Origin of the sequence: Campylobacter sp. MIT 12-5580, assembly GCF_005406235.1 — a bacterium.
Taxonomy (GTDB): domain Bacteria; phylum Campylobacterota; class Campylobacteria; order Campylobacterales; family Campylobacteraceae; genus Campylobacter_D.
On the sequence record NZ_NXLK01000004.1, the window covers coordinates 59,703 to 83,106 of the forward strand.

26 protein-coding genes and 1 pseudogene are annotated in these 23,404 nt (G+C 35.9%); 13 read left to right on the forward strand and 14 right to left on the reverse strand.

Features of this window, described 5'->3' with window-relative positions; genetic code table 11:
* Positions 1-50 precede the first annotated feature (50 nt).
* The 10 genes from CQA38_RS05320 to CQA38_RS05365 all read right to left on the reverse strand — a co-directional run bounded on the left by CQA38_RS05320 (position 51) and on the right by CQA38_RS05365 (position 10,289).
* Positions 51-386, reverse strand: coding sequence for a chaperone NapD (locus tag CQA38_RS05320; RefSeq protein ID WP_137632965.1), 336 nt, complete (start codon positions 384-386; stop codon positions 51-53).
* A gap of 2 nt (positions 387-388) precedes the next feature.
* Positions 389-1,336, reverse strand: coding sequence for a WD40 repeat domain-containing protein (locus tag CQA38_RS05325; RefSeq protein WP_137632966.1), 948 nt, complete (start codon positions 1,334-1,336; stop codon positions 389-391).
* Complete coding sequence (locus tag CQA38_RS05330) at positions 1,337-1,873, reverse strand: nitrate reductase cytochrome c-type subunit (protein WP_137632967.1); 537 nt, start codon at positions 1,871-1,873, stop codon at positions 1,337-1,339. It lies immediately after the preceding gene.
* Positions 1,870-2,655 carry a quinol dehydrogenase ferredoxin subunit NapH gene (gene napH / locus CQA38_RS05335; RefSeq protein WP_137632968.1) on the reverse strand — a complete coding sequence of 262 codons (786 nt, stop codon included), beginning with the start codon at positions 2,653-2,655 and terminating at the stop codon, positions 1,870-1,872. Before napH ends, CQA38_RS05330 begins: the two co-directional genes overlap by 4 nt.
* Positions 2,652-3,401 carry a ferredoxin-type protein NapG gene (napG, locus tag CQA38_RS05340; protein ID WP_137632969.1) on the reverse strand — a complete coding sequence of 250 codons (750 nt, stop codon included), beginning with the start codon at positions 3,399-3,401 and terminating at the stop codon, positions 2,652-2,654. Before napG ends, napH begins: the two co-directional genes overlap by 4 nt.
* 5 nt (positions 3,402-3,406) lie before the next feature.
* Positions 3,407-6,184, reverse strand: coding sequence for a periplasmic nitrate reductase subunit alpha (napA, locus tag CQA38_RS05345; RefSeq protein ID WP_137632970.1), 2,778 nt, complete (start codon positions 6,182-6,184; stop codon positions 3,407-3,409).
* Positions 6,185-6,383: 199 nt separating this feature from the next.
* Positions 6,384-7,640, reverse strand: coding sequence for a ComEC/Rec2 family competence protein (locus CQA38_RS05350; RefSeq protein WP_137632971.1), 1,257 nt, complete (start codon positions 7,638-7,640; stop codon positions 6,384-6,386).
* On the reverse strand, positions 7,637-8,200 hold the full coding sequence (locus tag CQA38_RS05355; protein WP_137632972.1) for a DedA family protein: 564 nt from the start codon (positions 8,198-8,200) through the stop codon (positions 7,637-7,639). The genes CQA38_RS05350 and CQA38_RS05355 overlap by 4 nt, the downstream gene beginning before the upstream one ends.
* A gap of 12 nt (positions 8,201-8,212) precedes the next feature.
* Positions 8,213-9,745, reverse strand: a complete 1,533-nt coding sequence (rny, locus tag CQA38_RS05360) for a ribonuclease Y (protein WP_137632973.1) — start codon at positions 9,743-9,745, stop codon at positions 8,213-8,215.
* Positions 9,654-10,289 (reverse strand): 5-formyltetrahydrofolate cyclo-ligase, encoded by a 636-nt coding sequence (locus tag CQA38_RS05365; RefSeq protein WP_137632974.1) that lies wholly within the window; start codon positions 10,287-10,289, stop codon positions 9,654-9,656. The genes rny and CQA38_RS05365 overlap by 92 nt, the downstream gene beginning before the upstream one ends.
* A gap of 78 nt (positions 10,290-10,367) precedes the next feature.
* Here CQA38_RS05365 and CQA38_RS05370 point away from each other — a divergent pair, with 78 nt between their 5' ends.
* Positions 10,368-10,907: a TlpA disulfide reductase family protein gene (locus CQA38_RS05370; protein WP_137632975.1), complete on the forward strand. Its 540-nt coding sequence runs from the start codon at positions 10,368-10,370 to the stop codon at positions 10,905-10,907.
* A complete protein-coding gene (gene ftsY / locus CQA38_RS05375; RefSeq protein WP_137632976.1) occupies positions 10,907-11,773 on the forward strand; it encodes a signal recognition particle-docking protein FtsY in 867 nt (288 codons plus the stop codon). Before CQA38_RS05370 ends, ftsY begins: the two co-directional genes overlap by 1 nt.
* A gap of 54 nt (positions 11,774-11,827) precedes the next feature.
* On the opposite strand, the gene CQA38_RS09200 is transcribed toward ftsY, so the two are convergent.
* From CQA38_RS09200 to CQA38_RS05390, 4 genes are all read right to left on the reverse strand, one after another.
* On the reverse strand, positions 11,828-11,989 hold the full coding sequence (locus CQA38_RS09200; protein WP_170999474.1) for a hypothetical protein: 162 nt from the start codon (positions 11,987-11,989) through the stop codon (positions 11,828-11,830).
* Positions 11,990-12,202 (reverse strand): hypothetical protein, encoded by a 213-nt coding sequence (locus tag CQA38_RS05380; protein ID WP_137632977.1) that lies wholly within the window; start codon positions 12,200-12,202, stop codon positions 11,990-11,992.
* A 107-nt stretch (positions 12,203-12,309) separates the two neighbouring features.
* Positions 12,310-12,654 (reverse strand): hypothetical protein, encoded by a 345-nt coding sequence (locus tag CQA38_RS05385; protein WP_170999475.1) that lies wholly within the window; start codon positions 12,652-12,654, stop codon positions 12,310-12,312.
* Positions 12,654-13,250: an MBL fold metallo-hydrolase gene (locus tag CQA38_RS05390; protein ID WP_137632979.1), complete on the reverse strand. Its 597-nt coding sequence runs from the start codon at positions 13,248-13,250 to the stop codon at positions 12,654-12,656. The genes CQA38_RS05385 and CQA38_RS05390 overlap by 1 nt, the downstream gene beginning before the upstream one ends.
* A gap of 58 nt (positions 13,251-13,308) precedes the next feature.
* Between CQA38_RS05390 and CQA38_RS05395 the strand changes: the two genes are divergently transcribed.
* The 11 genes and pseudogenes from CQA38_RS05395 (at position 13,309) to hemC (ending at position 23,397) form a co-directional block, all read left to right on the forward strand.
* Positions 13,309-14,055: an NAD+ synthase gene (locus CQA38_RS05395; protein WP_137632980.1), complete on the forward strand. Its 747-nt coding sequence runs from the start codon at positions 13,309-13,311 to the stop codon at positions 14,053-14,055.
* Complete coding sequence (locus CQA38_RS05400; protein ID WP_137632981.1) at positions 14,052-15,005, forward strand: tetraacyldisaccharide 4'-kinase; 954 nt, start codon at positions 14,052-14,054, stop codon at positions 15,003-15,005. The genes CQA38_RS05395 and CQA38_RS05400 overlap by 4 nt, the downstream gene beginning before the upstream one ends.
* Before the next feature lie 2 nt (positions 15,006-15,007).
* Entirely contained in the window at positions 15,008-16,411 is a 1,404-nt protein-coding gene (thrC, locus tag CQA38_RS05405) for a threonine synthase (RefSeq protein ID WP_137632982.1), read from the forward strand.
* Positions 16,408-17,121 carry a 3-deoxy-manno-octulosonate cytidylyltransferase gene (gene kdsB / locus CQA38_RS05410; protein WP_137632983.1) on the forward strand — a complete coding sequence of 238 codons (714 nt, stop codon included), beginning with the start codon at positions 16,408-16,410 and terminating at the stop codon, positions 17,119-17,121. The genes thrC and kdsB overlap by 4 nt, the downstream gene beginning before the upstream one ends.
* A gap of 181 nt (positions 17,122-17,302) precedes the next feature.
* Positions 17,303-17,566: a DUF2018 family protein gene (locus CQA38_RS05415; RefSeq protein WP_137632984.1), complete on the forward strand. Its 264-nt coding sequence runs from the start codon at positions 17,303-17,305 to the stop codon at positions 17,564-17,566.
* A pseudogene (locus CQA38_RS05420) lies at positions 17,567-17,974 on the forward strand (exporting protein); the annotation flags it as partial.
* A 195-nt stretch (positions 17,975-18,169) separates the two neighbouring features.
* Positions 18,170-19,057 (forward strand): polyprenyl synthetase family protein, encoded by an 888-nt coding sequence (locus CQA38_RS05425; RefSeq protein ID WP_137632985.1) that lies wholly within the window; start codon positions 18,170-18,172, stop codon positions 19,055-19,057.
* Positions 19,057-20,352, forward strand: a complete 1,296-nt coding sequence (hemA, locus tag CQA38_RS05430; RefSeq protein WP_137632986.1) for a glutamyl-tRNA reductase — start codon at positions 19,057-19,059, stop codon at positions 20,350-20,352. The genes CQA38_RS05425 and hemA overlap by 1 nt, the downstream gene beginning before the upstream one ends.
* Positions 20,349-22,064 carry a proline--tRNA ligase gene (locus CQA38_RS05435; protein ID WP_137632987.1) on the forward strand — a complete coding sequence of 572 codons (1,716 nt, stop codon included), beginning with the start codon at positions 20,349-20,351 and terminating at the stop codon, positions 22,062-22,064. Before hemA ends, CQA38_RS05435 begins: the two co-directional genes overlap by 4 nt.
* Entirely contained in the window at positions 22,061-22,468 is a 408-nt protein-coding gene (locus CQA38_RS05440) for an integral memnbrane protein (protein WP_137632988.1), read from the forward strand. The genes CQA38_RS05435 and CQA38_RS05440 overlap by 4 nt, the downstream gene beginning before the upstream one ends.
* A 2-nt stretch (positions 22,469-22,470) precedes the next feature.
* Complete coding sequence (gene hemC / locus CQA38_RS05445; protein WP_137632989.1) at positions 22,471-23,397, forward strand: hydroxymethylbilane synthase; 927 nt, start codon at positions 22,471-22,473, stop codon at positions 23,395-23,397.
* Positions 23,398-23,404 lie beyond the last annotated feature (7 nt).

Here is a 23,404-nt window from a genome sequence, read left to right on the forward strand (position 1 = left end):
GGGGTAGGGTTTGTGGATTTTAAAAAATTACAAAAAATACTTATGCAAATTTAGTATTTTTGAAAGATATTTCCATAATACTCTATATCTTTTGCATTTTCTTTCTTTTCAAGTTTTTCAAGCAAGTTTTTGCCTTCACTTGCTTTTTGGATGTCTTCATCTAAGTCTTGATAAGAAAAAACCATATTTATACTGATGATATTTTTTAAGGCTTCCAAGCTTTTATATGCTTTTAGCTCATCATCTAAGCACTCACTTTCAATGATTACGATGATTTTGTCATTTTCATTAAGCTCGACGCTGCAGTCTTTGATGAGCTTAATCTCTTTTAAAAGCTTATCTTGGTGTTCTTTTTTTGCTATGATTAAAACGCTTGAGATATTCATTTTTATCCTTCATTGAGTGTAAAAATTAAAATTGTATCATTATATCCTGAAACAAGTAGAGTTTTTTCATCTAAAAAAAGTATGTGTTCGAGTGAAAAATTAAGATTTTCAAAAGCTTTTATTCTTTTTAGATTTGAGCTAGAGAAAATTTCAAGTGTGTTTTTGCTACTATCACCAAAAGCAAATACGCTTGCATTAGCACTTAAAGCACAAGTATAGATAAGAAAATCCCTTTCTACAAAACGTTGTACGCCATTTTGCACAAGTCCCACTTTTCTATCAGTAGCACAACTTAAAACGCTTGAGTTTTTAAAATCCACGCTATATACACTATCTTTGTGAATTTGATCAAAATTAGCAACTTCTTGCCATCTTTTTAGATCAAAAAGCTTGACTTCTCCGCTCTCAAAGCCAGCTACAAGCTTGGTTTTATCTTCATTCAATGCAGCATCATTTAAGCTAGAATGTGAAAAAATATACTCTTTTAGCACTTTTAAATTTGAAAAATCAAGCAAGATTAAACGTGCTGAAGAAAGAGCAAGTAAAACCTTATCATCATCAAGTAAAAAGGCTTTTTTTGCAGAATCAAAAGCAAGCTTTTTACTTTGTAGCTTTTTGTTTTGATCAAGTAAATTTAGGTTTTTTCCACCAAATGAAGCCTCGCTTAAGATAAGCACCTTATCTTTTTGCATATCAAGGCTAAAAACGCGTGGCGAGACATTTTTTTCATAATAATTTTCTATCTTTGCAAGTTGAAGATAAAATGCACTCTTTTTTTCTTTTAAGTCAAAAAGCTCTACACTACCTAAATCCGTGCCGATGAGTAAAATTTCATCTGCTTTACTCAAGCTCATTATATTTGAATGATCTTGAGTTTTTTTAAACACTTCAGCTTCTAAGGCTAAAGATAAACTTAGGCTTAAAAGCAAGATAGCAAGAGCTTTTGGCATTTATTTTACCCCTTCGTTTAAGGCATCGATGAGATTTGATCTTTTCTTTGCTTCTTCGCTTTTAAACTCTGGCTTGAAAGTGTTTCCAACCAAAGGTTTTGCATTACTTTGAGGCACATGGCATTGGGTGCAGTTAAATCTTTCGTTGCTTACTTCATCGCCTGTTGCTTTACCTGCTTGAAAGTCAAAATAATGAGTCATAGGCATAGCTGTAGCACCCACATCAGCAGCAATTGCTTTGTCGTGGCAGCTTAAGCACATATTATTTTCCCTTGTGATAGGAAGCATATTCTCGATGCTATGAGGCACAAGCGGTGGAGCATTTTCAAATGATCGTTCGATCAAATTTGATTCGCCCGGTTGCAAAGTAGTGAAATTTGCATCAGGTAAAACAACATTGTTTTCGTTTTCAACGCTTGTTTTTCTTATGCCTATCTCATCAGAACTTAGTGCTGAACTTGTGCTTTCTTTTTTATCTTGACAAGCGATGAAAGTTAAAGCACACGCACACGCTAACATTATAATTTTCTTTTTCATTTTTTACTCCTTAAATCTAAAATATTAAAAACCAAAGCATCATCATCACAAACCTCAATGCAACGCCCACATCTTATGCACTCCCCAGAACTCACGCTTTTGCTTTCCTTGCCTACCATAAAAAGCACTTGTTTTTCAGGGCAGATTTCTATGCATTTATAGCATTTGGTGCAGTTTTGTGCTTTGTGCTTTACTTTAAGCAAAGCAAAACGAGAGATAAGCGCATAAAATGCTCCCAAAGGACAAAAATGCGAACAAATCGCTCTTGGGCTTAAAAAGCTATCTATACAAAAGATCACAAAAGCAACAAAAAGCCAAGAAACACTGCCAAAAATAATACCCCTTTGCACTATGCCTATATAAGAAATGCTCTCAAACACAGGCAAAGAAAGCACAAAAGAAAGCACTAAGCACAAAATAAGCACAAGGTATCGTAAGTTTTTGTGCAAGATCACAAATTTAGAAGACTTAAAGCCAAATTTCTTTCGCACAAAAGCTGCTAAGTCAGTGATAAGGTTGATAGGACATACCCACGCACAAAATGCGCGTCCTAAAAATACCGCATACACAAAAGCAATGATTAAGGCTCCGCTTAAAACAGCAGCGTCTATACTCAAACTTGCAAGCACGATTTGTAAAAAAGCAAAAGGATCGCTCAGTGGGATGGTATCAAACCACACAGATGAGCTTAAATCACCCTTAGCGATAAAATCAAGTGAGCTAAAGCCAAGGCAAGCTAAAATTCCAAGCTGAACAGCTCTTCTTAAAAGTAAATATCTCATAACAAATCCTCGCTATTAAGATAATCCCTAGCTTTGTTTTGCTCGTTTTTCTTGCTTGTATCAGCGTCTTTTAGCCTTTGTTCATCTTGCTTGTCCCAGCCTTTGACATAGTTTGTCCCGGCTCTACCAAGCACATATTCACGCGGTAAAACACGGATAGCTGGTTCTTCTGTGATACAGGCTCGCTCGCAAAGCCCACAGCCAACGCACACTTCATGATCGACAACAGGGAGCAAAAAAGCATGCTTAGCGGTGCGTTCATTGCGTTTAAGCTCAAGTTTTAAAGCCTTATCAATCAATGGACAGGCTCTATAGCACGCATCACATTGCACACCCCAGTGAGCGACACAGCTTGCGCTATCAAGTATAGCTATACCCATTTTAAGTTCCAAAACACCTTTTTCACGCTCTAAATACTGATGATCTAAAGCATTTGTAGGGCATTCTCTTATGCAAGGTATATCCTCGCAAAGATAGCATGGCGTTTTTCTTGCTTCAAAAAAAGGTGTGCCATTTTTTGGGCTATCAAAAACACTTGCAAGCTTTAAAGTATCATAAGGACAGGCTTTTACACACAAACCACAACGTATGCATAAAGATAAAAAACGCTTTTCATCTTCAGCTCCGGGTGGGCGTAAAAAATATCCCTCATCAGCCTTAAGTGCAAGCGTAGCTAAAAAGCCACCGCCCGCACAAAGACAAAGGGCTTTAAAGCCAGTTTGCATAAACTCTCTTCGGTTTTTCATTGTTTTTACGCTTTAGTGATTTTTACCGCACATTTTTTAAAATCTGTTTGATTTGAAAGTGGGCAAGTCGCATCTAAAGTAACTTTGTTAATATAGACATTTTCATCAAACCAAGGCACATATACAAGTCCTACAGGCGGTTTGTTTCTACCACGCATATCAACGCGTGCTTTAACCTTACCACGACGCGATTCAACCCATACAAGATCGCCTTGTGCTAAACTAAGCTTCTCACAATCTTGTTCGTTCATATAGCACAACGCCTCAGGCACAGCTCTATAAAGTTCAGGCACACGCATAGTCATCGTTCCACTATGCCAATGTTCTAAAACCCTACCTGTAGAAAGCCAGAAAGGATACTCAGCACTTGGACGCTCAGGAGCTTTCATAAATGGACGGAAGAAAATCTTTGTTTTGTTTGCAAGTGAGAATTTCTCATCGCCAGAAGTTGGAGCGATTAAATTTCCTCTTTGCAAGGCTTTATCAGCAGCTCCATAAAAAGCAAAGTCTGAATTTGGAGCTGCTTTTTTAGCATAATAATCAAATTTGGTGTTAAAACGCCACTGGGTTTCTTTACCATTGACTACAGGCCATCTTAAGCCTCTTACTTGATGATAGGTGTTAAAATCTGCTAGATCGTGTCCGTGTCCAAGTCCGAATTTGCGGTATTCTTCCCAGAGGTATTTTTGCACGAAAAAGCCATAGCCCGTAAATTCTTTACCATCACTGCCTATAACCTTTCTTGCGTCACCTTTTACTTCGCTATTATCCACGCCTTGCATTACAGCATCATCAGCGCTAAATTTTTTCGCATCTTCATTTGCATAAAGTACATCAAAAAGCGTGCTTTCTTCGCTATAACCCATAGCCTTAGCTTCTTCTAAAACGCTTGGTAAAGTCGTTTTATCATCAACCTTTGTTTCTCCCCATACTTCTTTGAGTTTAAAACGTTTTGCAAATTCCATCATCTGCCAAGTATCACTCATAGCTTCACCTATAGGTAAGACTTGTTGTTTCCAGTGTTGGGTTCTTCTTTCAGCATTGCCATACGCACCCCATTTTTCATAAATCATCGCACTTGGTAAGATAAGATCGGCTACCTTTGCTGAAATACCCGGATAACTATCACTGACTACGATGAAATTATCCATAGTTCGTGCTGCAGCTATCCAGTGGTTTGCGTTGGCTGTATTTTGCCAAGGATTATTCACTTGCACCCAAGCAAATTTGATCTTGCCATCTTCTAAATCACGCATTATCTTAAGATAAGGAGCACCCGGCTTTGGATTTAAGGTTTTTGCTGGGAGTTTCCAAATTTTTTCTGTGATTTCTCTGTGTTTAGGATTTGCCACAACCATATCAGCTGGTAAGCGGTGTGAGAAAGTGCCTACTTCTCTAGCAGTGCCACAGGCTGATGGCTGTCCGGTTAGAGAAAATGCTCCACTTCCTGGTTTTGCTTGTTTGCCAAGTAAATGATGCACCATATACGCTTGCTCATTTACCCAAGTGCCTCTTGTGTGTTGGTTAAAGCCCATAGTCCAAAAGCTCACAACTTTGCGGTTTTTTTCTATGTAAAGATTGGCAAGTTCTTGAAGTTTTTTCTTAAAATCTTCTAAGCTTTCATTATCATCACCCTTTGAAACCTTAGCCACATAGTCTAAAGTATAAGGTTCAAGGGCTTTTTTAAAGTCTTCAAAGCTGATTTCCCAGTGAGCCATAGCTGCACCTGCGTGCTTGTGTTCAAGAGTATCGCCTGCTTTAACGCCAAGATAAGCTAAAGCTACGGCTTCTTCTTCATCAAGAACTATAGAGTTTTGTTTAGCGACTATATCTTTTTCTGCTTCTTTGAATTTTGGGTGGTTTGGATTGTTTCTCATACCATAACCAATGTCAGCATAACCTGTAGTGAAAATGCAGTGATTTTTGATAAAATCCATATCCAAAGCTTCTGGATGATTATAGACTATCTCTCTAGCGATGTAGTTCCATATCGCTAAATCAGTATTTGGTTTAAAGATGATCTCACTATCTGCGATATGACTGGTGCGGTTTGAAAAAGTCGAGAGGTTGATAACCTTGACTTTATCTAAATTTGAAAGCTTTCTATCTGAAACACGGCTCCATAAAATCGGGTGCATTTCAGCCATATTTGCTCCCCAAGTGATGATAGTATCGGTAAGCTCTATATCATCATAACAGCCTGCTGGCTCATCAACTCCATAAGTTTGCATAAAAGCTACAACAGCTGAAGCCATGCAGTGTCTTGCGTTTGGATCGATATTGTTTGATCTAAAGCCTCCTTTGATGAGCTTTACAGCCGCATAACCTTCTTGAACGGTGTATTGTCCGCTACCAAAAACAGCTATACCACTGGCACCAAGCTCATTGTAAGCCTTTCTAAATTGCTTTTCCATTTCATCAAAAGCTCTTTGCCAAGAAACTTGCTTGAATTTGCCTTTTTTATCAAATTCGCCCTTTTCATTGACTCGAAGCAAAGGTTGCACCAAACGATCCTCGCCATACATAATTTTAGCATTAAAATAGCCCTTAATGCAGTTTAGCCCACGATTTACCGGAGCAGCTGGATCGCCTTTAACCGCAACGATTTTGCCATCTTTTTTTGCGACCATGATACCACAGCCTGTTCCACAAAAACGGCATACTGATTTATCCCATTGCCATTGTTCTTGAGCATTAGCTAAAGCTGAACTTGGCAGACTCAAACCTGCAACGCCAGCAGCACTAGCAATAGCAGAGTTTTTGATAAAATCCCTTCTATTCATAAGAAAGACCTCCAAAATTTGATTTTCACTTCATTGTAGCAGAGTTTTTATTAAACGAATATAAAATGAATATTTTTCTAAGCATTATTTTTACATTTTTTTAAGGATTTTAAATTAAAGACTAGAATAATATTAATTAACATAAGCAATATATAAAATTATCAAAATCACCACATTTTGAGTGCTTTTAAACGCTATTTTAAAGCAAGATATAAAACGGCACTAAATTTAAAACAACGCAAAAAAGAGCAAGCCATTTAAAACGAATGCTAATTAGAACTAGTAATATATAGGCTAAGAGTAGGTTCAAGCTTATATTTGCAAAATTTAAGGCGTGAAATTTAAAGTTAAAGAAATCAAGTAAATAGCTATCTACTAGCCCTCCAAAGCCTATGAGGTGCAAAAACAAAACGCAGGGATAAAATACAACAAAAGCCGCACTTAAAGGTATGGCTAAAAACTGCTGGAAAGAAATAAGTGGGAAAAAATGTAACACTGGGATAATCATCGCTAAAAAAGTCCATAAATTTAGCAAGATGATATTAATAAAAGCATTAAAATAGCTTGCGAAATGATGTAAATATAAAAAGATAAAAAATACTCCCAAAACTGAAAACAAAAAGCCTACGCTAAAAAGAAGCTGCGGAAATAAAGCAAGACAGATTAATACGCTAAAAAATAAATTCCCAAAATGAATGATTTTATTATGCTTGGCTAAAAGATAAAAGCCAAACAAAGCCATCACTAAAGATCGCACAAAACTTGGCACAAAGCCGATAAGATAAGCATAAAAAAGCAAAAATACAAAAATCATCACACTCAAATCAAGCCGTAAATTTCGGTAAGGAAAATAGCGTTTTTGAAAAAAGCTATAAAGTGGAGCAAAACAAAAAAAGAGCAAAGAAAAAATCAAAGCGATATGATAGCCACTAATGGCGATAAGATGAGCTATGCCATAGTGATTGACATCATTTCGAAGTTCCTTTGAGACACTAAGGGCAAAAAACAAAGCCCCATAAAATTCCTTAATCTTTTCATCTTGGTGCTGATTGAGAAAATAAGGAATGATTTTATGTTTAAAAACAGGCTCTGTTGAAGTGATATTTAAATCATAACTTGGCATATAAAAGCTTTTTGAAAGATAGTCTTTAAAGCTTACTTTGCTTGTAATAGCTCTTAAATTTAGCTTTGCATAGTTTGAAATTTCTTTATCTTTAGCTGTGGTGGTATAAAAGTTAAAGTCGTTGCTAGCAAGCTTTAAAACCCTATAAGTTCTACCTTTTTCATTTGTTTTTATATAACTTAAAAGCACGCTAATATCTTTAAGATAGATATGCTTACTTTCTTTAAAGGCTAAAAATTGTCTGTATTCATAAAAAAGATTAAGACTAAAAACACAAAGGCAAAAAAATCCAAGAAAAAGGAATTCTTGGTATTTTTTTACCCATCTTTTCATTGTGTTTTTTTAGAAAAAGAAGAAAGATAAAACCAAATCAAAGCGATTAAAATAAGCAAAAACAAAGGCACAAGATAAGGATAAGTGCCTAAAGTATCCATAAAAGGCGTGATAACAGCTCCAAAAGCAAAGCCAGCATATCCTAAAACTATAGCCCAAAGCAAGCTTGCAAGTGTGTTGATGATGAAAAATTTCAAAAAGTTAAATTTCGCAAGTCCAGCCGCCATAGGGATAAAGGTTTTTAGTCCATAGATGAATTTTTGAAGCAAAAGTAAAAAAACGCCGTATTGTTTGATCTTCATTTGAGCTAAAGCAAGCTTGCGTCGGTGTTTTTTAAAATACGGCATTAAATCTTTTTTATAGTATTTGCCTAAGATAAATAAAAGTGTCGAGCCAAGCGTATTTGCCACAAAGGCTAAGACTATGCAAAGGCTGAGGCTAAAATGCCCTCCAGCGCTTAACACTCCAGCAGCTAAGATAGCTACCATTCCACCACCTAATGAATACACAAACAATATAATATAACCATACTCAAGCAAGCTCGCGATAGTTTCACTCATAAAAAAAGCCTCTTATCTCGCGTAATCCACAGCCCTAAGCTCGCGTATAACATTGACTTTGATTTCGCCCGGAAATTGCACCTTATCTTGAATTTCACTAGCAATTTCTTTAGCCAAAAGCACGGCTTCATCATCATTGATAAGTTTTGCATTAGCAATGACTCTAATCTCACGCCCAGCATTTATAGCGTAAGCATTTTTAATACCTTCTTTACTTTTAGCTATATCCTCAAGCTCAGTAACTCGTTTTAAAAAGGCTTCAAGAACTTCTCTTCTAGCTCCGGGTCGTCCTGCAGAAAGCACATCAGCAGTACAAACAGCCGCACTTTCCACACTTGTAGCTTCTTCGTGTCCATGATGAGCGTAAATGGCGTTTATCACAGCTTCAGGCTCTTTATATCGCTTGCAAAGCTCGCCTCCTAAATCCACATGCGAGCCTTCAAAATCATGAGTTAAAGCCTTGCCTATATCGTGCAAAAGCCCAGCACGACGAGCCAAGCTTTCATCGCCTCCGCATTCAGCAGCGATGATACCAGCTAAGTGAGCGACTTCTAAAGAGTGAGCAAGAGCATTTTGTCCGTAGCTTGCTCTGTATTTAAGCTTACCGATAAGTTTAACTATCTCAGGGTGCATTTTGCTTAGCCCCAAATCCATGATGATATTTTCGCCTTCTTCAAGGATTGAGCTTTCAAAGTCTTTGCAGACTTTTTCATAAATTTCTTCTATGCGGGCAGGTTGAATGCGTCCATCTTCAACTAAGAGTTCTATAACCTTCGTCGCTATGGCTCTGCGGTAGAGGTTAAAGCAACTTACTATGATAGCTCCGGGCGTATCATCGATGATGATATCCACGCCTAGCACCATTTCTAGAGTTTTGACATTGCGTCCTTCTTTGCCTATAATGCGTCCTTTAAGCTCATCGTTTTTGATATTTACGACATTGATGAGCCTTTCAGCTGCAAATTCACCAGCAAAGCGAGAAGTCGCTTGTGCGATGATGTAGTTTGCCTTTCTTTTACCTTCGTTTTTGGCTTCTTCTTCGTATTTACGGACTATAGAAGCGATTTCTTGCCTTGAGTTTTCTTCGACTTTTTTTAAGACGATTTTTTTGGCTTCTTCTTGGGTAAGTCCGGCTGAGCGCTCTAAGGTTTTTAAAACTTCTACTAGCTTTTCTTCGTAATTGTTTTTAAGATTAATACTTTCTTCAAAAAGCTCTGTAGCCTTTTTTTGCTTTTTTTCTAGTTCTTGTGAGCTTTCTTTGAGATTTTGCTCTTTTTTGTGTAAATCATCAAATTTTTGAGAATATTCTTTTTGCATTTTGTGGCTTTTATCCTCAAATTTCTTTTTGGCTTCAAACTCAGCATTTAAAACTGAATTTTTAGCATCCTTTAGTACAAGCTCAGCTTCGTATTCTATGGCTTTTGCTTTTGCTTTTGCCTGCTCAATAAAAATATCATGCTTTGCATCGTTTATTTTTTTGGCAACTATATACCCAATCCCTACGCCTATGATAACGGCGATAAATGCAGTTAAAGTTATCAGCATTTTTCAACTCTTTCTTATAAAATTTTTTAAAAGGGTTAAGATAGAAATCACCTTGTATATCGTGTTCTTGACTTAGTTTGTTTTGGCTAAATCCCTGCGTAGCTTGCACAAAAACGATTAAAGGTTTATATTTTAAGCTTGCAAAAAACCTATCATAAAAACCTTTACCATGTCCTATTCTTTTAAAGCTTTTATCCACGCCAAGCACTGGCACTATAGCTAAATCAATTCTAACACTCATCAAAGAATTCTTTGGTTCTTTAACCCCAAACCTCTTTTTATAAAAAGGTAGTCTTAATTTTATCACTTTTAAACTTTCATCTTGCATAAATGGAACAAAAAGCTGACAATTTTTACTGAATTCGTGTCTAAACTTATATAAATCAAGCTCATAAGCAAGTGGTAGGTAGATTAAGACATTTTTTGCTTTTGTGTTTTTTATAAGTTTGAGGCATTCTTTAAATACAGCAAAATCATGTCTGAAAAAGTATTTTTGAAGCTGGATTAATTTGCTTTTTTGCAATTTTCTAAATTCTTTTTTCATTGTGTATCCATTTATGAATTTCTTATATAATCTTAGCATTTTTTAAAAGATTTTAACGAAATTTAAAAAGGAAAATAAATGAGAATTTTTATAACTTTGTTTTTAGCTCTTTTTTTAATCTCATGCTCAAGTGATGATAAAGATGAACAAAATGCAAGCTCACTTCTTTCTTGGGGACAGGGCAATAAACAAAGCTTTGATCTTAAACTCAATAATGGCGAGAATTTATTTATCAAGTCAAATGAAGGAAAACTTGAGTTTGTGAGTAATGATAAGGCAACTTTATTTGTGTTTTTTACAACTTGGTGTGCTCCGTGTTTGGCTGAAATTCCTCATCTTAACAAGCTTCAAGAAAAGTATCAAGATAATTTTAATATTATCGGTATTTTGCTTGAAGATAAAAATTCAAACGAAGTATCAAATTTCATAAATGAAAAGCAAATCAGCTTTAAAGTGGCTTTGGGCGAGCCAAATTTTACCTTTGCTCAAAGCGTGGGTGGAGTGAATGCTATACCTACGATGATACTTTATTCAAGTTCTGGCGAGCTTGTGGGGCAGTATTTGGGTATTATCCCTCAAGAAATGCTTGATATTGACATTCAAAAAGCGATTATGTAATGCTTGATTTTTTAAAAAAAGGTTTGCAAAAAACCTTTGCTAATTTTAGCGATCTTAAAAAGGGTAAGGAAAAAATTTCAAAAGATTTGCTTGAAGAAATGCTTCTTGAAGCTGATGTGAGCTATGAGATCATAGAAGAAATTTTATATTATCTTCCGCCAAGCGATGAGGTTAAAAAGGAAGATTTACTACGCGTGATGAAGGCGTATTTTATCTATGATAAACCAAAAGCTATTGAGGAAAAGCCCTTTGTTCAGCTTATCTTAGGCGTAAATGGGGCTGGAAAAACCACAAGTATTGCTAAACTTGCAAATTTTTATACACAAAATAATCAAAAGGTGATTTTAGGAGCTTGTGATACCTTTAGAGCTGGAGCGATCGAGCAGCTTAAGCTTTGGGCTAAAAAACTCGAACTTGACATAGTCGCTTCCGCACAAGGTCACGATCCCTCAGCTGTAGCGTATGATGCGATTAGCAAGGCTTTGGCTAAAAAGTATGATAGGGTGATCCTAGATACAGCCGGACGTTTGCAAAATCAAAAAAATCTTGCTAGCGAGCTTGAAAAAATCGTGCGAATTTGTGCTAAAGCTATGCCAAATGCTCCCCATCAAAAAATCCTCGTGCTTGATGGCACTCAAGGTAATGCTGGCATTTTGCAAGCTAGGGCTTTTAACGAGCTTGTTAAGCTTGATGGTGTGATTATCACTAAGCTTGATGGCACAGCTAAGGGTGGGGCTTTATTTGGTATAGCAAAAGAGCTTGAGCTTCCTATACTTTATATAGGAGTAGGCGAGGGCGTAGAGGATTTACTTGAATTTAATGTCGATGAGTATTTGCAAGCTTTACTTGAAGGTATTTTTGAGTAAAAATGAGCTTTACTCTAGCTTTTTGCTCTATCTTTTAAGTAAAGCCCAAAGCATTTAAGCTTTTATATCAAGCAGATTTTCACTTTTTTCCTCTTGAGCTTCTTCTTTTTTTAACTCAAGTTCTTTCTTTTGAGCTTGTTCTTGAAATTTAAGCGTAGGCTTGATTTTGTATTCTAAGTCAGTATCTAAAAGACCAGCGCAAACTTCTAAAATCATTTATCTGCACCATCCCATCCATTTGCAAAAAGCCTCTTGGTATATAGGCTGTTTGATTGTTTGACAATTTTTGAAAGTAGCGCAAGTTATGGCTCTTTCCTCAATTGTGTAATCATCGTCAAAGTCTCTCTCACTTTGATAATTGTGATTTGCAGCAATAGCACTCACACCTAAAGCTAAAAACACTAAAGAGATCAAAATACTCTTTTTCATGGGGAAACTCCTTGTAAAACGAAATATATCTTTAAATTATAATTAAATTAAGATAAATTTTTTCTTAAAAATGATATTTTAGCTCATTTTACACAAAAAAGTAGCACTCATTTTTTCAGCACCCAGCCTAAATAAAAACAAAGCAAGCTTAAGGCTAAGACGATAAAATTTCGCAAAGTATAGTTTGAAATCAAAGCGATATTGGTTAAAGAAAGCATAAAACCAGCTGCTGCACTATAAATACACGCGCTACTCATCATACCATTTTGCACGGCTTTTCGGCACGGGCAGTTTTTATACAGCTTTTTAAGGCTTGATTTTTGGCTTGGGTTTTGCTCTAGTTGCTCGTGCTTTTTTGCGAATTTCATTCCTATAAGTGAAACAAGGGCTAAAAAGCTAAGATAATAGAGCAAAAACTCAAATAAAGAATCAAAAAGCGTTTGAAATACCATCAAAAGTTCCTTAGCCAAAAGTCAAGATGAGCTTGCTCGGTTTTTAGCGTGGTTTCTCCTCCGTGTCCTGGCAAAAGCCTTAGCTCATCTTTAAAGCCAGCCACTCGTTCTAGGCTTTGTTTCATTAAATTTGCATCAGAATAAGGAAAATCATACCTTCCAATACTGCCTTGAAATAAAAAATCCCCACTAAAAGCCAAACCTTCACCCACAAGCTCTATCATACAACACCCCGGCGTGTGTCCGGGAAAAAGAAGGAATTTAAATTTCACTCCAGCGATGTCAAATTCATTTTCATCAGTGATTAAAATATCTGCTTTTGAATGCTCATGCCCCATACCAAAAGGATCACTTAGCATAAACTCATCAAATTTATGTATATAAATAGGAGCCTTAAAATGCCTTTTTACCGCTTCATTATCCCAAACATGATCAAAATGCCCGTGTGTATTTAAGATCGCTTTAACCTCAGCTGCATTTTGCTTTACAAAGTCAAATGCTCCATCTCCAGGATCGATGATAAAGTCTCCTTGCTCGCTTTTGAGTATGTAGCAATTTGTGCCGTAAGCCCCACACGTTTTTTTTAAAATTTGCATTTATTAATCCTTGTTAATTTTTAGTTATAATTATACATTTTTAAGTTAAGGATAGAAAATGGATTTTGCTTTTTTGGAAAAAAAGCTTTGCAAATTTATACAAGATGAGCTTGAAAATGCCCGCGTAAAAGGCGTAGTTTTAGGACTTAGTGGAGGCATAGACTCAGCCCTTGTAGCTACACTTTGTAAAAAAGCTTTGGGCGAAAAGGTATTTGCACTTTTAATGCCAAGTCAGTTTTCTAATGAAGCAAATCTTAAAGATGCTTTAAAACTTTGTGAGAACTTAAAACTTGAGTATAAGATCATAAACATTGAAAACATACTCAAAGCCTTTTTGCAAAACATTCAAAATCCAGATAAAATCCGCATAGGCAACTTAAGCGCAAGAATTCGTATGAGCTTGCTTTATGATTACTCAGCCTTTAAAAATGCTTTGGTTGTTGGCACGAGCAATAAAAGCGAGCTGATGTTGGGATATGGCACGATTTATGGGGACTTAGCTTGTGCTTTTAATCCTATAGCAAGGTTGTATAAGAGTGAAATTTTTGAATTTGCTAAATTTTTAGGCTTAGATGAAGTTTTTATCAAAAAAGCTCCAAGTGCGGATTTGTATGAGGGACAAAGTGATGAAAAAGAACTTGGCTTTAGCTATGCACAGATTGATGAGGCTTTAAAAGCTCTTGAAGCAAATGATAAAAGCATTCTAGCAAAACTTGAACCAAAATTGCTTGAGATGATTGAAAAAAGAAAAAGGCAAAATGCCTTTAAGCTTGAACTTCCTCGTTTTATAAGTCTTGATGAATGAACTTTTTTGATTCGTATTTTTATAAGCCAAATTTCTTTCAAAAAGTGCTTGCTTATCTGCTTTTACCCTTAAGCTTTATCTATGCTTTGTTTGCTATTTTAAACACTCAATTCAAGAAAAAAGTAGCCTTTGAGGTGCCAATCATTAGCGTTGGAAATTTAAGCTTAGGTGGAAATGGAAAAACACCTATGTGTAAGGCTATAGCTGTATTTTTGCAAGAATTTTTATCGCAACAAGGCTCAAAGGAACCTAGAATTTTTATCATTTTAAGAGGCTACAAGCGAAAAAGCAAGGGCTTAATATGTGTGAAACTTGGTGAAAAAATACTTTGTAGTGTAGAGCAAAGTGGCGATGAGGCTATGGAATACGCCTTTGAAAAGGCAATTTATGGCGTGATCGTGAGCGAAGATAGGGTAAAAGGCATACAAAAAGCTCTTGAGTTAGGAGCAAGTATCATTTTGCTTGATGATGCTTTTTCCAAATTTCACATCAAGAAATTTGATCTTTTGCTTGAGGGCAAAACAAAGCCTTATTTTAATTTCCCCCTACCAAGTGGAGCGTATCGCTTACCGCCAAGTTATACTAAAAAGGCTGATTTTATAGCTATTGAGGGTAGAGATTTTGTGCGGTATTCTTATGTGAAAGAAAATCAAAAAGCAGTTTTAATCGCTTCTATAGCCAAGCCTTTTAGGTTGTATGAGCATTTCATCAAGGCAAGGGCGTGTTATTTTTTTAAAGATCATTATGATTATAAAAAAAGCGAGCTTGAAAATTTGCTAAAAAAGCATAATTGTGATACACTAATGCTGACTTTTAAGGACTTTGTCAAGGTTAAGGATATGGGCTTTAAGTATGAACTTATTAAGCTTGAGCTTGAGTTAATGCCAAGCTTAAAAGAAGCTTTAATAAATTATATAAAAAGCTTTAAAAACTTTGATATAAAAGGATAAAAATGCTTTTAGTAGGAACAAGGGATAAAAGTCAAAGCGTTTCTTTTAAAGAAGCTTTGCTTAATCCAGCTGCTCATTTAGGCGGTTTGTATGCACCATTAAGCTTGCCCAAGTTTAATGGCTATGCGTATAAAGACTTAAGTTATAATGATTTTGCTTTAAAACTTATTCAAAGCTTTGAATTTGGCTTTGATGAGGACTTTAAGGAGGCTTTAAAAAGCTATAAAAGTTTTGATGATGAAACTTGTCCTGTGCGTTTAAATAAAATCAGTGAAAAACTTTTTATCAATGAGCTTTATCATGGACCAACAAGAGCATTTAAAGATATGGCTTTACAGCCTTTTGGAGTGCTTTTAAAACGTTTTAGCGAGGGTAAAAATTTCCTTGTGTGCTGCGCGACAAGTGGAGATACTGGACCTGCGACTTTAAAAAGCTTTGAAAATAGCCAAGTTAAAGTTGTATGTATATACCCAAAGGCTGGCACAAGTAGGCTTCAAGCCTTGCAAATGAGAGCTTTAGATAAGGACAATCTCAAAGTTTTTGCGATCAATGGCGACTTTGATACAGCCCAAAACACGCTTAAAGCTTTGCTTAACGATACTGAGTTTAAGCAAGCCTTAAAGACTGAAAACATAGAGCTTTCAGCAGCAAATTCAGTAAATTTTGCACGCATTTTGTTTCAAATCATTTATCATTATTATGCTTGTATAAAGATAGATAAAGAACTTGAGATCATCATACCAAGTGGCAATTTTGGCGATGCTTTGGGGGCGTATTATGCTAAAAAAATGGGGGCAAAAATCAAGCGTATAAAGATCGCTTCAAACGCAAATAATATCTTAAGTGAATTTTTTAACACAGGCAAATATGATTTAAGAGGCAAAAAGCTGGTTAAAACGCTTTCCCCAGCTATGGATATACTCATATCTTCAAATATAGAACGTTTGCTTTTTGATCAATTTGGCGATGTAAGAACGCTTGAGTTAATGAATGCTTTAAAAGAAAAACTTCATTTTGAACTCACAAAAAACGAGCTTGAGAGTTTAAAAGAGGATTTTGAGGCTGATTTTTGCACGGATTTAGAATGCAAACATTTTATCAAAGACTTCTCAAAAAGTGCCATCATCGATCCACACACCGCAACTTGTTTTAAGCTTTTAAATCCGCATAAAACTACACTCATTACTTCAACAGCTGAGTGGAGTAAATTTGTGCCAAGTATGTATGAAGCTTTATTTAACAAGTCTTGCAATGATGAAAAAGAAGCGATGCTAGAGATCGCTGAAGCTTACGGCGAGGGGATAAAAACCGAGCTTTTAGATCTTTTTGATCTTGAAAAACAAGCTATTCAAAGCTATGAAGCAAGAGCTTTAAAAGATGAAATTTTAAGGTGGATAAAGAAATGATTATTATACCAGCAAGGTTAAAATCAAGCAGAATGCCTGAAAAGATTTTATGCGAGATTAAAGGCGTGCCTATGTTTATCGCAACTGCTTTAAGAGTAAAGGGTGTTGATGAAGTATGTATAGCTGTTGATGATGAAAAAGTGCTTGATGAGGCTAAAAAGCATGGCTTTAAGGCTGTGCTTACAAGCAAAGAACATGAAAGTGGCACAGATAGGCTTAATGAAGCATGCAAGCTTTTGGGCTTAAAAGATGATGAGATAATCATCAATGTTCAAGCTGATGAGCCTTTTATAGAGCCAGAAAATTTACATAAATTTAAAGAATTTAGTCAGCAAAACCTAGATATTACAGCCTTTATGACAAGTTGTTTTAAAACCTGCACGAGCGAGCAAGCACAAGATAGCAATCTTGTTAAAGTCGTGCTTGATAAAGATAATTTCGCCCTTTATTTTTCTCGCTCAAAAATTCCTTTTGAAAGAGCAGATTATAATGAAGCTTTTAAAGCGCATTTAGGCATTTATGCTTATAGTGTAAGGGCATTAAATGAGTTTTGCACCTTAAAAAGCTCAAATTTAGAGCAAGCTGAAAAGCTTGAGCAGCTTAGAGCCCTAGAAAATGGCAAAAAAATCAAAATGCTTGAAATACAAACAAAAAGTATAGGCATAGATACCAAACAAGACTATGAAAGGGCGTTGAAGTATTTTGTATAAGGATTTAAGGCTTGATTGACAATGTGCTTTTTAAAAGAATGGCTCTAAAATAGAGTATTTTTTTAAAAAAGGTTGAGAAAGGGTAAAAAAGTCTTGCTTTGAGCCTTTTTATTCTCTTTTAATTTAATAAATCCTATAATGTAAGTTTTAGTTTAAGATAAAAGCATAAAAGGCAGTAGTTGTGGATATATTTGATGAAATGTTTTCTAAAAGCCCTGAGGAGAAGTTTTTTGAGACTTTAAGGCATGCGCCTTTGGGGGCTGTTGAGAAGTGCTTAAGAGCTTTTATAAGCGAGCATATCGCTATGCTTGAGCTTTTGGAGCAAAAGGGCGTGAGTGAAGATGAACTTGAGCTTTATAAGATGGAAAATGACTTTTTGATTCAAGAGCGTTTAAATGATTATTATATAGAGCTTGGAGCTAAAATTTTAGGACAAGAAGGATAGATGAGGGTAATCACTCTTTGTTGTTTGCTTATTTGTGTAAGTTTTGCAGCTGCTCCTGTGTTTGAGCATAGTTATGAGTTTAGCCTTAAGAAAGATGAACGAGCTTCTGTGAGTATTACTGAACTTGCGTATAATGACAAACAAAATTTTGACTTTTATTGGACTCTTTTTGATACAAATAAAATCATCATACATACAAGATACCGCAAATTTTCAAGACAGTTTGTTTTGGCTTTGCGTAGGAATCTTAACTGGGCGACTCAAACTTTGATCCCTGATTATACCAATCCTCACATAGATAGAGCCAGACTTATCTTAGAATTTAGTGATTTTTCAAGAGGAGAAGCTAAATTTAAGGTGTATATCGAGGATAAGCAAGCAAGACTAGCTGTGGATTTTTTAGATCCAAATAAACTTGATCCAAGTAAGACAAGTGATGCAACAAAGATAGTTCCGGGGATTTATTTTAGTGAGGAAAAAAATGCTAGCCTTCAACCAGCTCCTCAAACAGAGCAAGCACCTCAAGTTTTAGAGCCAAACGAAACAGGGCAGACTAATCCTCAAGCACCATTAAATCAAGAAAATTAGAACAAAGGATAAAAAGTGCAAGAAATTGATGAGTTTATAACAAATTTTGTAAAAGATTTGGAGTATAAACCTATACTTTTAATGTGCTCAAAGCTCAAATCAGGTAAAAAACTCCGTTCAAAGCTTCTTTTAAATATAGCCAAGCCAAGCCAAGAAGCCTTTACAATCTGTGCTTTGATAGAGCTTATCCACCTTGCAAGCTTGCTTCATGATGATGTTATTGATGAAGCAGAGTTAAGACGAGGGGCAAAAAGCATTAATGCTGAATTTGGGGCTAAAAATGCGATTATGCTAGGCGATATTTTATACTCTAAAGCCTTTTTTGAGCTTTCAAAGCTCAACTCAATTTTTGCAAAAATTATCTCAGAAGCTGTTTTAAAGCTTTCAAAAGGCGAACTTATGGATATAGAATTAAGCAAGAGTTTTAATGATGATGAAAAGGCTTATCTTGAGATGATCGATCATAAAACTGCAGCATTGATTGAAGCAAGTGCGCGGTGTGGAGCGATACTAGCTGGTTTTGATGAAGAAAAATTTGCTTTATATGGTAAAAATCTTGGCATAGCCTTTCAGATCATAGATGATATACTAGATATTAAAAACGACGCACAAACGCTTGGAAAGCCAGCGATGAATGATTTTAAAGAAGGAAAATGCACCCTAGCATATATCTTTGCATACCAAAACTTAGCCCAAGATGAAAAAACAAGGCTTAAGAGCTTGTTTAAAAAAGAGCTCAGTCAAGATGAAGCAGTTTGGCTTAAGAGTATCATTGCTCCTTATTTAGATCAAAGTTTTATTTTAGCAAAAGATTATACGCAAAGAGCTTTAAAAGCCATAGAAAATTATCATAATGAAGCTTTAGAAGATATCGCTAAAACGATGATAAATAGGGAGTTTTAATGACTTATTTTTGTATAAGCTGGACGCATAAAAACACAGAACTTGCTTTGCGTGAGAAATTTTCTTTTTCAGATGAAGAAACAAAAAAACAATTTCTTTCCCAGCTTATCAAACATCAAAATATACAAGAATGCTTGCTTTTAAGCACTTGTAATAGGGTTGAAATTTTTGCTTTTGTTAAGGATAAAAACAAGGCTGGTTATTTACTAGCTAGTGTTTTGGCTGAGTTTTACAAACTTGATACAAATGAGCTTTATAACAGAGCTGATATTTTTGAAGATACAGGGGCTATTCATCATCTTTTTTCAGTGGCTAGCTCACTTGATAGCTTAGTTGTAGGCGAAACTCAAATCGCTGGACAGCTTAAAGACGCTTTTATCTTTGCTTTGGAGTATAAATTTTGTGATATTCATCTTTCAAGGGCGGTGCATTATGCTTTTAAATGTGCAGCTGCGATTCGCACTCAAACGCAAATTTCTAAAAACCCCATCTCAGTTTCTTCTGTAGCTGTGGCTAAGGCTAAAGAGCTACTTTCTTTAGAAGGCAGAAAGGTTATAGTTATTGGTGCTGGAGAGATGAGCGAGCTAGCATGTAAGCATTTGCTTACCGCAAGGGCTCATATTATTTTGCTTAATAGAAGCTTAGATAATGCCAAAGAACTTGCCTTAAAGCTTGGTAGAGGTGTAGAAATTGATAGCCTTGATAAGCTTGAATACTATCTTAACACATATGAGCTTTTTTTCTCGGCTACAAATTCGCCTCATTATATCATCACTGATACTATGCTTAAAGAAGTGAGCTTTACGCGTTATTTTTTTGATATAGCTGTGCCAAGGGATATTGACTTAAAACAAAGCAAAAATGTGCAAGTTTTTGCCGTAGATGACTTAGAAGAAGTGGTAAAAACAAATCTTGCCTTAAGAGAGGAGCAAGCTAAGATAGCCTATAAGATCATTGGCACTATGACAGCAAGCTTTTTTAGGTATTTAAACAAACTTACCTTAACACCTATCATTAAGGATTTAAGACTTGAGGCAAAACGTTGCTCTCAAGAAATTTTAAGCAAGGCTTTAAAAAAGGGTTATTTGAAAGGTTCTGATGAGGAAGAGGCAAGAAAGCTCATTCATCAAGTATTTAAAGCCTTTTTGCACACGCCAACACTAAGGCTTAAAGAGCTTGAAGGGCAAATTCAAAGCGATACTATCATCAATGCTTTGCGTTATGTTTTTGCTTTAGAAAATGAAAAATCTGGCTTAAATGAATACAAATGTGAATTAAATTTAAAGGATAGCTGATGAAAATGAGTAAATTTTACGCACCAAGCACCAAAGAAAGCCCAAAAGATGCGATTTTAGCAAGCCATATTTTTTTGCTTAGGGCAGGCTTTATCGAGCAAATTGGTAGTGGGCTTTATAATTTCTTACCGCTTGGAAAAAAAGTGTATGATAAGATAGAAACTATCATCAAAGAGGAAATGGATAAAGCAGGTGCCTTGCAAACTAGCTTAAGTTTTGTAACTCCAGCTTCTTTGTGGCAAGAAAGTGGAAGGTATGAAGCGTATGGAAAAGAGCTTTTGCGTTTTAAAGATAGAAAAGAAAATGAATTTGTGCTGGGCGCAACACATGAAGAAGCCATGCTAAGCGTGGTTAAAAACAAAATTACAAGTTACAAGCAACTGCCTTTAAATTTATATCAAATAGGACTTAAATTTAGAGATGAGGCGCGTCCTAGATTTGGGCTTTTAAGGTGTCGTGAGTTTGTGATGAAAGATGCGTATAGCTTTCATGCGAATGAAGAGTGTTTAAAGGCTGAGTTTGATAATATGTTTGAGACTTACTCAAGGATTTTTACTCGCTTAGGGCTTGATTTTAGGGCTGTTGAGGCTGATAGTGGAGCCATTGGAGGAAGTGGAAGTAAGGAATTTATGGTGCTTGCAAAAAGTGGCGAAGATGATATCATCATTTGTCAAAACTGCTCTTATGCGGCAAATATCGAGGCTGCAAAACGAGCCAAAAGAACGAGCAAAGAAGAGCGTCCTGAAGCAAATTACGCAAGCAAATTTCACACTCCAAATACAAAAACTATTAAGGCTGTGGCTGAATTTTTTAAAATCGCTGAGTTTTATACTATAAAAGCTGTGGTGAAAAGGGCTATTTATGAAAATGAAAGTAAATTGGTTGTGTTTTTTTTAAGAGGCGATGATGATTTACAAACGACAAAGGCTAAAAATGCTTGCAATGCTCTTGATATAGTAGATGCTGAAGAAAGCGAGCTTATAGAAGCTGGTTTAACACCCGGATTTATCGGCTTTGTGGGCTTAAAAGATATCGATTTTTATGTGGATAATGAGCTTTATGAAGAAAGCAATATGATCATGGGAGCCAATGAAAAAGACTATCATCTTATAGGCATAAATGTCAGCAATCTTAACAAAGATCGTTTTAAAGACTTGTGCGAGGTAAAAGAAAATGATACTTGTGCGTGTTGTGGTGGGGTGCTTAAGATGAGTAAAGGCATAGAAGTAGGACACATTTTTAAGCTTGGCACGAAGTATTCAAGCGCGATGAATGCGAATTTCTTAGATGAAAATGGCAAGGCTCAGCCTTTTTATATGGGGTGTTATGGCATAGGTGTAAGTCGTTTGGTGGCTGTAGCTGTAGAGGCAAGCCATGATGAAAAAGGCATAGTATGGAACAAAACACTCACGCCTTTTGCTTTGCATATCATCATTTCAAATATCAAAGATGAAAAAGCCTTTAAGCTTGGCGAAGAACTTTATAACAAACTTACTCAGCAAGGTTTTTCTGTGCTTTTTGATGATAGAAATGAACGTTATGGAGTAAAGATCAATGATTTTGAGCTTATGGGCTTTTCTTATGCTTTAATCATAGGCAAGGGCTTAGAAGAGGGCTTTGTTGAGCTTGTGAAGCGAGAAAAGCTCGAAAAAACTCGCTTGAGTGCTGATTTGAACGAACTTGAAGAAAAACTAAAGAAAGCTTTATCATGAATTACTACCGCTTTTCTATCTTTCCTTTTGTTTTGCTTGAGCTTTTAGCAAGTGTGCTTTTTGTTTTTGCTTTTGGCTTTGGAAATTTTTTGATTTTTTTGCTTGCAAGTGTGATTGTAGGCGTGATTTTGCTTGCTGTATTTTGGAAAAATATGCTTGAATTTCAGCTTTTGCGTCCTAAGGAAATGCTTGCTCAATTTGCTTATATTATCGCTGCTTTTTTATTTATAGTGCCGGGTGTTTTAAGTTCGTGTATAGCCTTTTTTATTTTGATTTTTGCCCTTATTTTTAAAGGCAAAAAAAGACAAAAACAAGCCTTTGCAAATTTTAGCAGGGAAGAAAAACCTAGCAAAAGCAAAGTATATGATGAAGAAATCATTGATGTAGAGATCATTAAGGAGTAAAGATGAAGCTCATAATCGCAACACGAAAAAGCCAACTTGCGTTGTGGCAAAGCGAATTTGTCAAAGCGAGCCTTTTAAAAGAGCATAAGAATTTAGAACTTTTACTTCAAGGCTTTAAGACAAAAGGCGATGTTTTGCTTGATAGTCCTTTAGCTAAGATAGGTGGAAAAGGACTTTTTACCAAAGAGCTTGAAGAAGGTATGCTAAGAGGAGAAGCCCAGCTTGCGGTGCATAGCCTTAAAGATGTGCCAAGTTTTTTACCTCACGGGCTTGTTTTAGCTGCACTTTGTAAAAGACACAGCCCAAATGATGCCTTACTTAGCGATAAATTTAAAGACTTTCAAGCCTTGCCAAAGGGCGCTAAGATAGGCACGACAAGCCTAAGACGCAAAATGCAGCTGCTTGCCTTGCGATCTGATTTAAACATCATTTCTTTAAGGGGAAATGTTAATTCTCGCATAGAAAAGCTTAAAAAAGGCGAGTTTGATGCTATAGTTTTAGCTCAAGCTGGCATTGAACGTTTAAATTTAGATAAGCTTGTAAATTTTACTTATACCTTTAGTCTTGATGAGATGATACCAGCGGCTTCTCAAGGCATACTTGGTATAGAAAGCGTTGATAAAAAGGAAGTTTTAGAGCTTTTAAAATGTCTAAATGATGAGAATGCAAGCATTGAAAGCAAGATAGAAAGAGATTTTATCAAAGAGCTTGAAGGCGGTTGTCAAGTGCCAATCGGTATAAATGCAAAGATAAATGGCGATGAGATAGAGCTTAGAGCGATTTTGGGCTTACCTGATGCAAGTAAAATGCTTCAAGAAAAACTTGTGATTAAAAAAGCTGAGTATAACACAGCTGGAACTAGCTTAGCTCAACAATTCATCAAGCAAGGCGCAAAAGAGCTTTTAAAAGAGGCTGAAAAGATGATATAAAGAGGAA